At 37.2% G+C, this 11,691-nt stretch carries 18 protein-coding genes; 6 read left to right on the top strand and 12 right to left on the bottom strand.

Annotated features, from left to right (window positions below):
• From V7149_RS20565 to ytkD, 8 genes are all read right to left on the bottom strand, one after another.
• The coding region (locus V7149_RS20565; protein ID WP_335347456.1) for an MFS transporter at positions 1-447 on the bottom strand (447 nt) is incomplete at its 3' end.
• 53 nt (positions 448-500) lie between these two features.
• Positions 501-1,289, bottom strand: a complete 789-nt coding sequence (locus tag V7149_RS20560) for an SDR family NAD(P)-dependent oxidoreductase (protein WP_335347455.1) — start codon at positions 1,287-1,289, stop codon at positions 501-503.
• Between the two features lie 418 nt (positions 1,290-1,707).
• Positions 1,708-2,445, bottom strand: coding sequence for a GntR family transcriptional regulator (locus tag V7149_RS20555; RefSeq protein WP_335347454.1), 738 nt, complete (start codon positions 2,443-2,445; stop codon positions 1,708-1,710).
• A gap of 215 nt (positions 2,446-2,660) precedes the next feature.
• Positions 2,661-3,491, bottom strand: coding sequence for a transposase (locus V7149_RS26640; RefSeq protein WP_438824139.1), 831 nt, complete (start codon positions 3,489-3,491; stop codon positions 2,661-2,663).
• Positions 3,492-3,494: 3 nt separating this feature from the next.
• Complete coding sequence (locus V7149_RS26635) at positions 3,495-3,704, bottom strand: hypothetical protein (RefSeq protein WP_438824006.1); 210 nt, start codon at positions 3,702-3,704, stop codon at positions 3,495-3,497.
• Positions 3,705-3,707: 3 nt separating this feature from the next.
• Entirely contained in the window at positions 3,708-4,025 is a 318-nt protein-coding gene (locus V7149_RS26630) for a hypothetical protein (protein WP_438824138.1), read from the bottom strand.
• 181 nt (positions 4,026-4,206) lie between these two features.
• A complete protein-coding gene (locus V7149_RS20545) occupies positions 4,207-4,995 on the bottom strand; it encodes an AraC family transcriptional regulator (protein WP_335347453.1) in 789 nt (262 codons plus the stop codon).
• Positions 4,996-5,039: 44 nt separating this feature from the next.
• Positions 5,040-5,507, bottom strand: a complete 468-nt coding sequence (gene ytkD / locus V7149_RS20540; RefSeq protein ID WP_335347452.1) for an RNA deprotection pyrophosphohydrolase — start codon at positions 5,505-5,507, stop codon at positions 5,040-5,042.
• Positions 5,508-5,675: 168 nt separating this feature from the next.
• Here ytkD and V7149_RS20535 point away from each other — a divergent pair, with 168 nt between their 5' ends.
• Positions 5,676-6,539: a DUF6612 family protein gene (locus tag V7149_RS20535; RefSeq protein ID WP_335347451.1), complete on the top strand. Its 864-nt coding sequence runs from the start codon at positions 5,676-5,678 to the stop codon at positions 6,537-6,539.
• A 67-nt stretch (positions 6,540-6,606) separates the two neighbouring features.
• Here V7149_RS20535 and V7149_RS20530 read toward each other — a convergent pair whose 3' ends face one another.
• Positions 6,607-6,927, bottom strand: a complete 321-nt coding sequence (locus tag V7149_RS20530) for a hydrolase (RefSeq protein WP_335347459.1) — start codon at positions 6,925-6,927, stop codon at positions 6,607-6,609.
• A 254-nt stretch (positions 6,928-7,181) separates the two neighbouring features.
• Between V7149_RS20530 and V7149_RS20525 the strand changes: the two genes are divergently transcribed.
• Both V7149_RS20525 and ytzI read left to right on the top strand, forming a co-directional pair.
• Positions 7,182-7,439, top strand: coding sequence for a DUF6154 family protein (locus tag V7149_RS20525; RefSeq protein WP_335347458.1), 258 nt, complete (start codon positions 7,182-7,184; stop codon positions 7,437-7,439).
• 233 nt (positions 7,440-7,672) lie between these two features.
• Entirely contained in the window at positions 7,673-7,831 is a 159-nt protein-coding gene (gene ytzI / locus V7149_RS20520; RefSeq protein ID WP_335347450.1) for a YtzI protein, read from the top strand.
• Positions 7,832-7,916: 85 nt separating this feature from the next.
• Here the strand turns inward: ytzI and V7149_RS20515 are convergent, their stop codons facing one another.
• Positions 7,917-8,390 carry an S-ribosylhomocysteine lyase gene (locus V7149_RS20515; protein WP_335347449.1) on the bottom strand — a complete coding sequence of 158 codons (474 nt, stop codon included), beginning with the start codon at positions 8,388-8,390 and terminating at the stop codon, positions 7,917-7,919.
• A 163-nt stretch (positions 8,391-8,553) separates the two neighbouring features.
• Here V7149_RS20515 and yidD point away from each other — a divergent pair, with 163 nt between their 5' ends.
• Complete coding sequence (yidD, locus tag V7149_RS20510; RefSeq protein WP_335347448.1) at positions 8,554-8,796, top strand: membrane protein insertion efficiency factor YidD; 243 nt, start codon at positions 8,554-8,556, stop codon at positions 8,794-8,796.
• Positions 8,797-8,839: 43 nt separating this feature from the next.
• On the opposite strand, the gene V7149_RS20505 is transcribed toward yidD, so the two are convergent.
• Positions 8,840-9,415 carry a beta-class carbonic anhydrase gene (locus V7149_RS20505; protein ID WP_335347447.1) on the bottom strand — a complete coding sequence of 192 codons (576 nt, stop codon included), beginning with the start codon at positions 9,413-9,415 and terminating at the stop codon, positions 8,840-8,842.
• Positions 9,416-9,615: 200 nt separating this feature from the next.
• Between V7149_RS20505 and V7149_RS20500 the strand changes: the two genes are divergently transcribed.
• Both V7149_RS20500 and V7149_RS20495 read left to right on the top strand, forming a co-directional pair.
• Entirely contained in the window at positions 9,616-10,596 is a 981-nt protein-coding gene (locus V7149_RS20500) for a metal ABC transporter solute-binding protein, Zn/Mn family (RefSeq protein WP_335347446.1), read from the top strand.
• Positions 10,597-10,737: 141 nt separating this feature from the next.
• Positions 10,738-10,896 carry a DUF1540 domain-containing protein gene (locus V7149_RS20495; RefSeq protein WP_335347445.1) on the top strand — a complete coding sequence of 53 codons (159 nt, stop codon included), beginning with the start codon at positions 10,738-10,740 and terminating at the stop codon, positions 10,894-10,896.
• 51 nt (positions 10,897-10,947) lie between these two features.
• Here the strand turns inward: V7149_RS20495 and V7149_RS20490 are convergent.
• Positions 10,948-11,691, bottom strand: a 744-nt coding sequence (locus V7149_RS20490; protein ID WP_335347444.1) for an AMP-binding enzyme, incomplete at its 5' end; no start/stop codon positions are given.

Genomic DNA, 11,691 nt, shown 5'->3' with positions numbered 1-11,691 from the left:
TTGCTTACGTGGGGCATGCTCTATGACAATTAAAGCTGCTCCTGCATATTCCCCGCCCAATCCGAGCCCTTGCGCGAACCGCAAAGTAATCAAGATAATTGGTGCCCAAATCCCAATCGAATCGTAAGTTGGCAATGCTCCTATAAGGAATGTTCCAACACCCATGATCATAAGGGTGGTTATTAGGACTTTCTTTCTGCCGATTTTATCGCCAAAATGCCCAAAAATGATTCCGCCGATCGGTCTGGAAACGAACCCAACGGCAAAGGTACCGAATGAGGCAACCACCCCAATTACCGGGTCGATGTTGGGAAAGAATAATTTATTAAATACGAGAGCTGCTGCTGTTCCATATAGAAAAAAGTCATACCATTCTAATAACGAACCAATAAAGCTTGCAAAAGTAATCTTTCGTATATTGGATAAATTATGGGGGTTCTTACTCATGACCTTGGACTCCTCCTCAAATACTAATTAATGATGATAAAATTTTTTGGGGATTATAGTTGAAGTCTTGCTGTTAATTCAGGGTCTCCTGCTAAAAGTCCTCCGTCAACCGGAATCGCGGCCCCGGTAATATAGCTAGCATCGGACGAACATAAAAAGTCAACAACCGCTGCTATTTCTTCTGGTTCTCCAAAACGCCTCTGTGGTGTCCTCGTTACAACCCTCTCATGAAACATTGGGTCTTTCCATGTCCCAGATATCGGTGTTTTTACATAACCGGGGCAAACGGCATTAACCCGAATATTATGTTCTGCCCATTCAACAGCAAGGCATTGGGTAGCCTGAATAACAGCACCTTTGGAAGCAGAATATGAAATCAAATACTTCCCTCCGTAATGGGCCAAAACAGAAGCGAAGTTGACAATTGACCCGCCGCCTTCTTGAACCAAATACGGTTGAACTGCTTGACACATATACACCGTTCCATTTAGATTAATTTCCATCACCGATTTTAATTCTTCATCACTCACATCAACCGCTTCATTACGGCGATTGATTCCTGCTGCATTCACTAAAAAATCAATTCGCCCTAATGTCTTATAAATCTCACCCACAACCTGTTTCACATTTTCCTGATTGGCGACATCAGCCGAAAAGAAGTAAACGTCCTTCCCTTCCTCTCTAAGTGATTTTTCCAATGCCTCTCCTCTTTCTTGCGAAATATCGAGGATGGCCACTGTTTTTCCCTTTTCTAAAAACCGTTGAACAACAGCAAGCCCTAGACCAGAGGTACCTCCTGTTACTATGGCCACGGAATTACAAGGTACTGTCTGACTTTCCATAAAAATCCTCCTACCTTAAAAAAGATGGGGTCTTCACTAAAACTAAAGCGCTTTCAGGAATCGTCAATAACAATGCTCAAAACCCCTGCCCCCTTAAAAAGGATAATAGATTCATTAAACGAATGTTTAATAAATTCAATTCATAGGATAATAACTTATTGCCAATATCAATTCATTTTCAAATCAGCTATTGTATGTTGTACGGACATTATACTGTAAAAAAAAACATGACCCTTAACACATAGCATCACATCAACTATACAAAACAACTGACAGTTAATCTAATGAACGTTATAAAGGTTCATTTCACAAAATGTATGTTATCAGTACAACATAGGTCAAGGTGATATGTTTAATTAGATATTAATGAATATTCGGATAATTGTCAATATTTATTTCTTTTTTTTTTACTGGGGCACTAACTTTTCTTCGATCTTTTTAAATCAATGTTTAATTTGTATTGATCCCCTCGATAAATAATCCTCGCTACTTGAATCAGTTCATCCCGGTCAGAGTAGGTGACTCTGCTAATATTAAGTAATGGGTGACCAACTGAGATATTTAAATGCTTGGCCTCATTTTGTGTAGCCACCATGGCAGAGATTGACTGTTCCGCTCGTTCTAATGTAATACCCAGCTCTTGCTCGATGAAAGAATAAAATACTAGATTGTCGTTGTCTGCCATACGAATTCCAATTTCATAAGGAAAATAGGTAATCTCTAAAGCAATAGGCTCTCCATTAATCAGCCTCAGTCTTTCGATGAGGTATAAGTTATCTGTTTTAAGAATTTTACTGATTTCCGAATCTTCAACTTGTGAACTCTTAATCACTTTAGCCGTTGGGTTAAATCCCAACTCTTCCATTGTTTCCGAGAAACCATAAAGGTATCCCAACCAATCTTGAACAGGCTTTTTAGATACGAAAGTTCCCTTCCCCTGAATCCTTACAAGTAGTCCTTCTTGCACACACCCAGAAATGGCCTCCCGAATCGTAGCACGACTAACGGAAAACTCTTTCATTAAATCTAATTCTCCTGGAAGCATGTTTTGATAAACTCCGTCATTAATTCTCTGCCGCAATATTTTTCTAATTTGATAATGTAGAGGCTCACGATATAAACTAATGACCCTCTCCCCCTTCCTAATCCCCCACACAAAATTTTCTAATAAACATTGTACACTTAATATACCATATTTAATTTAAAAATCTAGTATGGGTTAGACCCCTTTAAAACCTGAAATGGCCGTGGCACACCTCACAAAAGAGTCATATCTTTTTTACCCTTTTTAGAATATTGAATCAATTTTATAATTCCTTATTTTAAAGAAACACAGCCCCGCAGAATTTTGCTCTATATAATTTTTAATAATTATGCAACTTGTTTTTGATTACTTAAAGATGCATTAATTCGATCGGTAGCTAATTTCGAGGCATTATAAACCAGAGTAACCAAATCAAAGTGAACTTTAGCGCGTTTTCCAGTACGATAACGTACATTGTTTAGTTGAAAATATAGTTTGAGATAAGCATTTACACGCTCTACTGCTGTACGGCGTTTAAAGATTGTTTTCAAGCTTTTGATCCTCGAGCCGGTGCAGTATATTTTCTGAGATTCAGTCGTGATTTTAACTTTATACATCTTTTGACAAAGTCCTTGATTGGCCAAGGGACAATCTTTACATTCCTTTGGTCGTGTGTATTTGAGTGTTTCGTATTTTGTATCGAAACTATCATAGCGATACGAGTGTTCCCTAAAACAGGTAGGTGCGAAATGTTTATCAAAACCTACAGGATCAGGTTCATTACGCCGATTATAGGCAATCACTGATTGGTGTTCCATTCGGTGAACCTGTGTATAAATCGGTTCGTAATCATAGCCTGCGTCCATCGTTTCGTAACGTAGAGTTGAAAGTTGAAGACGCTCATGGATTCCTTTTAATAAAGGAATCGCTGCTTTTCCGTCATTCAAATTACCCGAAGAAAAAAGCGATTGAAGAATATATTGACTTGTTGTTCCAACGGCTAAATGCGCCTTATAACCATACCAAAAAACGTTCTTCCCATCACTGTTTTGCTTAACTCCCCACTCTGGATTCTGGGGAATCTCGGCACGAAGTTGATCTAAAGGAACATCCAACTGATCTTCAATTTTCTTTTCAAAGAGAGGCTGATTGGCTTCACGCTCAGCTTTTTCAATCAAACATTATTCCCTTTCTTCCTTTGATTTACGCCCACGCTTCTTGGGTTCTGGTTTTGGTTTTTCCTCTTTCAGGGGTGCCTGATCTTTTGCTTCAAAGTGTGTCGCATCAATGGCAGCCGTGTCATCGGTGATAAAGCCTTCAGTAATGGCTTGATGTAGAAGCGATTCATTAGAATCTTCAAGAACGTTCGATTCACTAATGATTGTGACCATTCTTCAATAAGCCGCTTCAGATGGCACAGAATCAGATACCAAAAAGCCGCAGTCAAGTCGAAAAACCATATCATTGCTTAGTCGCTTCACCAAATCTTTAATAAAGGAAATACGTTCCGTTAATCGAGCAACTAGAGAGTAAATCATGGCTGCATAGCCATAGTTCAGTTCGACAGGTCTATCAAAACGGGATTTCTTCGTTACCACAGCGAAGATTGGTTCAATGTCGATGGCAGAAAAAACAGCTTCAAACCGATGGGTAGGTTCTAAATTATAAAATTCTTGTAGGTCAAATAGGCTTCCTCGTCGTATTATAGTCATAGGGAGTATTCCTCCCGTCTCATAAGTTTGTATGGTGCTTACTTATTTGCGACATTTGGGGAGGTACTCCTTTTTTAGTGCTTTAAAGCCTTGGACCTGTAAGGCTCAGAGTTTTGAAATTGATCCAATTAATAAAAAAACGTCAAGTTAGAGGACCTGACGTTTTTGAGTGATAGTATTCTTATCTAAGTTGTGAAGGTTTTTTACCTGTATATTTCTTAAATTGTCTGCTAAAAAAATGAAGGTCATTATATCCAAGTGCTTCTGCAACCTCTGTTACTGTCATTCCTGTATAGTGAAGTAAATGCTCTGCCCGTTCAATGCGTGCACGAATAATGTATGAACGCACCGTTTGGCCAATAATTTCTTTAAACTTTTGGGAGAAATATCGCGGTGAAAGATTGGCACGAGTTGACAAGCTTATTACTGAGTGTAAATCCCCTGGATGCTGACGGACATAATTTGCTATTTCTCGAATGGTTTCGAGAATACTGTGGCTTGCTGTTTCATGATAATCTAAATGCTCTATTTCTTCCCTTAGCAATTGAATCATTAATTGCTTTAAAATAAGCTTTGCCTCAATTTCAGCGCCAAATGATTGTACTAATAATAAGCGAACATAGCGAGTTAAAAGTGACTCAAAACAGATAGTATGTTCAACTATACGATAAGTATTCGGAAGCATTTCAGGAAACTCAAGCAGGTCAAAGTGAATATAGCTTAATACAAGTGGAAATTGAGGGTTATGCTCTGAAGCTGGCCTGTCTCCCGGCTTAAAAAGAAAACAGCTGCCTTTTTGAACCTGATACTTTTTATCATTAAGAATGACCGTTCCTTCCCCATTCCATATATAAAATAAATCGTAATTAGGAAGGGGAATATCTCTTCTTTTCCAGCGCCAATTGGGCTCGCAATGAATTGTAGCAAATACTGGCTTCAATACAAATTGTTCTGGATTCATATTCAGCATATTACTCCCCTTTCCATTTTCTTTTCTTTAATTAATCGCTCTCCTTACCGCATTTGCATCAGTTTCAATATACTTTGTTCAATCACTTTATCCTTCATGATGAAGCTAAATTGAGGGCCCCATCTTAATGTCAAAAGATCTCCCTCAATCAGTACTGGTCCTTTAGTTTCAAAGTAATGTTCTTTGCCATCCAGTTTATCTATGGATGCGTAAAAAATTGCTTTTACGAACGTACTCTTCGCATCAGAAACTTCATATTCTCCAATAAATTGCAGCTCTTTAATCGTTGCACCTGTTTCCTCAATCACTTCTCTGCGCGCCGCTTCCTCAAGAGACTCACCTAGTTCCACTTTTCCCCCTGGAAATTCCATGCCCCTTTTTGAATGGTTGGTTAATAGCCATTTATCATTCATTTTACATATAACAAGAACATGCTCTGGCTTTTGATTAAATGAATGATTTTTAAAGGAAAGCTTCACTGTTCCGCCGTTAAAATCTTTAAATGTTTCCATTTTAAACCTCCACATTTTAATTAAATTATATCGCGAAATGGTTTCTGTTACTAATTTCATATTTCCTATGGATTATTATGTGAAAAAAGTATGAATCTTCATTTTATTGAAACCGCTGGCTAATTTTCCCGTATATAATAGGTGAATAACGAAAAGGGAGTGTCTATTTTGAAAAAAACATTATCCATTTTGACGGGCTTTCTATTGACTTTCATGCTTGCTGCATGCAATCAGTCTGCTGAGCCTGTTAATGAATCTGCAAAGAATAGCGAAACACCTGCAGCTGCTGAAAAGCCATCCCAATTGACATTAGAAGAAGTTCTTGAAAAATCAACAGAGGCCTCTAATAATCTAGCAAGCTTCTCAGTAAAAATGAACTTGGATCAAGATATAACTTCCGATCAAGAAGAAATGAACTTGCAAACTCAGTCTGTCATTGAGATGAACGTTGTACAAGACCCAATGGCCTTCTATCAAAAAATGACGATGTCCTTAGGGGATACAGGTGAGGAATTTGAAACAGAGAGCTACTTTACTGAGGAAGGCATGTACTTTTATGAGCCTTCTGGGAAGCAATGGATGAAGTTTCCACAAGAAATGACTGATGCATTCTTGCAAATGTCAGGTAAGCAAACGAATCCTGGAGAAGAGCTTAAGAAATTACAGCAGTTTGTGGAGGATTTCACTTTTGAGCAAGATTCAAAGAATTATATCTTAAATCTGAAAGCTTCTGGTGATAAATTTAATGACTTCATTAAAGAAACAGCTGCAGAGTCACTTCCTCCTGAAATGGCACAAGAGGATCTTATGAACAGCATGAAAATTAATGCCGTGGAATATAAATTTTTAATTGATAAAGAGTCATTTTTACCAGTTGCTCTAGATATGAATATGGAAATGGAGCTAACTGTAGAAGACCAAACCATTATCATGAATCAAAAAATGAACGGACAATATTCAAATCACAATAACATTGATGCCATTACTGTACCTCAGGAAGTAATTGATTCAGCCGTTGAAATGGCGATGTAATATGATTGTTATGCTAAGTGTCAGACCCAAGCACTCCAAGTGAAGGGTCTGACCTTCTTATGATCTATTAACTGTATTGATCTTCGTCTAAAATCCCCATGCTTGCAATATGGCTTTTTGCTTCCTCATCTCCAAGCTGATAAATCATTCCATATACTTTTCTTAGTGTATCATCATACGCATCATTTTCTTTATCATTATGATATTCCATGAATGGAATATGGGCTCTGTAGAAGTTTTTCCATTCCATCGAATAATTGTTATCAAAAAATTCCCTTAATGAAATAATCTCTTCATCTGTTGCTTCTATTTTAAAATCCCAAGCCGAATCAGTTGCACTTTTTGTAATTTCGCCAGTATTTACCTTTATATAATACGTTTTCTTCATTTCATTCAAAGTAGTCAGCCCCTTATGATAAAATAGCCGCAGGCGGGTGCCTTACGCTAATATTCATTCTTATCTTTTCCATATTCAGTTTAAAAATAATGCCGAAATGCATTATTCTTCTTAAAGTCACATATTATTCTCAAAAAGAAGGAACCTTAATGACAAATGGTGAATATTTTTTATCATCAAGGGGATTCAATAAGTATAAAATATAAGAAATAACAGTAAAAACAATTTAGGTTGGGGGTGTCATGATGAAAATCGTAGATGAACTGTATGAGCTTTATCGGCATAAGCTTACTGGTGATGAGGAAGATATTGATATGCTGACCTTCGCTTTTCTAGAGGAAATGAGCAGGGAAGATTTATTAAATATTATTCATGAATTAAATAATCAAGAGCTTTATGATCTGATGGGGCTTTATTTAATCGAAAGCTTAAAAGGAAAATTTGCAAGTGAAGACTATAGGCCACAGCGAAGCACCAATATTCAACATCGCAATATACACTGACTTATTTTTAATACATAATTCCACCAGGTGAATGAGAGCGTTTTCATTTATAAAAAGTAAAATGCAGTTGAGCGATTTGTTTATGCTCCCTGCTTTTATTTTTTTGCACAGGCTTTTCCCCATAGCAAATCCTTATTTTCTTGCTATTCGGCTTCTCAGCAAATTTTTCGAATTCCCTTCCTCCTTCTCGTTGAATTTCATGTTAAACTAATTAAGAAGAGGGGGGATTTTTCATGATTACTGTTTTAGCCATATCGGTGATTATTGTTGCCATTGTTATTGTTTTGGCAGTTGTCACAACTTCTAAAGCTTATATGTTTAAGCACACAGTTGATTCTATAGATTCCATTCCCGCTGACCAAGAGGAATTGGAAAATAAGTCAGATAATTAATTTTCCTAAAAAATCTATTCTAATATAAAAAAGCTAAGAGTACACATAATCAGCAGCGTACACTTAGCTTTTTGTTTATCAATACTTATGCAAAAACCTGCTTCAAGTCTTCCTTCGATTGTTCAAGCCAAAAACGCATTAATCGTTTAGCTCCTTCTAAATCATGCAACTTTGCTTGGCCGCATTGCTTCTCATTGGCTGCAGGAATTTCAGTAATTTCAACCGCATCCTTCATTGTATCTTCCAGCAAATCAATGATTTCCTCTACAGTCGGCTCTCCGCTTACAACTAAATAATACCCTGTCTGGCAGCCCATAGGAGAAATGTCAATAATATCAAAGTGATCACTTTTCTCTGAATGCTTACGAATATTAAAGGCAAGAAGATGTTCCAATGTATGGATAGCATCTGGCTTCATTGCCTGTTTATTCGGCTGGCAAAATCGTATGTCGTATTTATTAACGACACCATCTGAACCGACCTTATGTACTCCACAATGTCTTACAAATGGTGCTTTTACAGCGTTATGATCCAATTCAAAGCTTTCTACTGAAGGCATCACAAATCACTCCTAAGCTATTTCTTCCATTGTAACTCATATTCCGAGTATATTCATCAATTTTATATTATATGCTTATTGCTGGAGTGCTGAAACCTTATTTTCGACAATTGCAATAGAATATGCTATCTTTTTATCAAAATGAAAGAATGGATTGTTGTTCATGTTGAAAAAAATATTGCTTGGCCTGATTCGATTTTACCAAATAGTCATCTCGCCATTAAAACCGCCCACATGCCGATTTTACCCTACATGCTCTCATTACGGCCTTGAAGCCGTCAAACGATTTGGTGCATTAAAGGGCGGCTGGCTTACAATAAAAAGAATTATGAAATGTCATCCTTTTCACCCGGGTGGCTTTGATCCCGTTCCGCAAAAGCAAGAGAAGACACTTTTTGAAAAATAAAACAACTTGTCACTTTTTCATGACAAGTTGTATAGGAGTTATTTTATAAAAATTTTATATCTTCGTAGCCATTCACAACGACATCCAATTTACCTGTACGCGGTTCAATAACTAACCCATGTACAGGCACATCATTTGGCATTAACGGGTGTTTCTTTACCATCTTGACGCTGTGAGCAACACTTTCCTCGACATTATCGAAGCCTTTTAGCCACTCCTTAACATCCACACCAGAATAAGTAATCGTGTCAAGAGCCGCTTCTGACTTACCACGCTTTCTCATGCTTTCAAGGATATGATCGGGTTTCATTCCGCTCATACCGCAATCATGATGCCCAATAATTAAAACTTCCTCAGCTTGAAGCTCATAGACTGCTACGAGCAAGCTTCTCATAATACTCCCAAACGGATGGGTAACGAGCGCTCCCGCATTTTTAACAATTTTTACATCGCCATTTCGCAAATTCATCGCTCTTGGCAATAGTTCTACGAGGCGAGTATCCATACATGTTAATAATACCATGCGTTTATTGGGAAACTTAGTTGTCGTAAATTCTTCATACTGTTTTTCTTCTACAAATTGCTGATTAAAGGTTAAAATTTCATCAATTAATTTCATTTGATTTACACCTCAAAATTTTAATTCCATTTTAAGCATAACAAATAACTAATAACATAACCAAATATTTTTGATTGATTTTTATTTCTTTCTCTTGTAAAATTACATTTGTAATCGTAATGATTACGAATTGCGCAATATTAAAAATTTTTTTATAATACAAATCGTAACGAGTACGCTTTACTTTAAGGGGAGAAAACATGAAAAAGATATTTATTTTGTTCTTAATGCTTAGTTTGTTTTTAACAGGCTGTGCCGCTGGGGAAGAAGAAAAAGAAAAGAACAACGATACATTAACTGTTTATACGACTGTCTATCCTTTGCAATACTTTGCTGAACGGATTGGCGGAAAGTATGTTGAAACTAAAACAGTGTATCCTCCTGGGGCTGATGAACACTCATTTGAACCTACACAAAAGGATATGATGAAATTAGCTGATGCAGACTTATTTATTTTTATCGGCCTTGGCTTAGAGGGCTTTGTCGAAAAGGCAAAGGAAATTTTAAAAGGCGAAGACGTTCAAATGATCGCAGCCGGAGAAAATGTGCACTTGGATACAAATATCGAAAAAGATAGCGCTCATGAGGAAGAAGACCACCATGATGATGAAGGAAGCCATGAAGAAAAACACCAAGAAGATGATGGTCATAACCATGGAGACATTGATCCACATATATGGATTGATCCTATTTATGCAAAGGATCTAGCTGAAGCAACAAAAAATGCACTAATTGAAAAGATGCCAAAACACAAGGATGTCTTTAACGCGAATTATGATGAACTTATTAAAGAGCTCGATCAATTAAATAATAACTTTAAGACAATCGTTGATCAATCGAAGCATAAAGAAATAATTGTTTCGCATGCAGCATTCGGCTACTGGGAAAAGCGCTATGGGATCGAGCAAATCAGTGTTTCAGGCTTAAATTCGTCTAGTGAGCCTACACAAAAGCAGCTGGAGAAAATTATTACTGAAGCTAAAGAACATGATTTAAAATATGTATTCTTTGAACAAAATGTAAGCTCTATATTAACGGAAATCATTCAGAAAGAGCTCGGTGCAGAGCCTCTATATTTACACAATCTTTCTGTGCTAACAGAACATGATATTAACAATGATTCAACCTATTTTTCCATTATGAATGAAAATTTGAAGGCACTTGAAAAAGCACTAAATTAGCCATTCTCCCTCCATTTGGAGGGTTTTTCTTTTATTGTAATTCCTTCATATGGCAGGAATGAAGGAGAAGCCAGTTCCACAACCTAAATTAGGGTTACAAAAAAGGACCCTATTTTTTGAACTTAGAAGGAGTGGATCCTAATGGCAAAAGACGTTTTATGCGAAGTCAATAACTGTTCATTTTGGGAAAAAGGAAATAAATGTGCAGCAGAGCAGATTTATGTAGTCAGCCATAAGGGGAAAACAGCTGATAATAGTAAAGAAACCGATTGTAAAACATTTGAACCATCATTTGGATAACACTTTGCATTAAGAGGCGCAATCATTGGGAAGCGCCTCTTTCCTTTAATCTTACATTAATTTTCGCAGTTCTCTTCTTAAAATTTTTTTTGAGGCATTCCTAGGAATTTCATCAAGGAATAGGATTTTTTTCGGTATTTTATATTTCGCAAGCTTCTGCTGGCAAAATTCGCGAATTTCTTCAGCAGTAACTTCAATTACTTTTACAACAAAAGCAATCGGGACCTCTCCCCATTCCTCATCCTTCACACCAATGACTCCTGCATCCGAAATACTTGGGTGAGAAACAAGCACACTTTCAATTTCAGCAGGATATATATTTTCACCACCGGAAATAATTAAGTCCGAGCGTCGATCCAATACATATAGAAATCCTTCTTGATCCAATGTGCCAATATCACCTGTTGACAACCAGCCATTGACAATCTTTTTCTCTGTTTCATCTTCTTTGTTTAAATATCCGCTCGTGACATTAGGTCCTTTTACTAGGATTTCCCCTGCCTCATTTGGTCCCGCTTCATCTCCATCTGATCGAACAATTTTTAACTGTGACGGAAATAAAACCTTCCCGGCTGAGCCTAGTTTGCTCATGCTGTACTCTGGAGAAAGAGTTACGATCTGGGAGGAGGTTTCTGTCATGCCATATGTTTGGTAAACGGGTATTTGCTTATGTTTGCATTTTTCGAGTAAAGCTTTAGAGGCAGGGCCTCCCCCTAATAACATACAACGAAATTCTGAAGGCAGATGTTCATCTATTAGCTCTTCTTCTATCCGTGAAAGCATCGTACTGACAAT

This window comes from Bacillus sp. JJ1503 (assembly GCF_036965125.1).
In the GTDB taxonomy this organism is placed as follows: Bacteria; Bacillota; Bacilli; order Bacillales; family Cytobacillaceae; genus Cytobacillus.
Note: the sequence above shows the minus strand (reverse complement) of the source record. Positions and strands in the feature narration are given on the sequence as shown.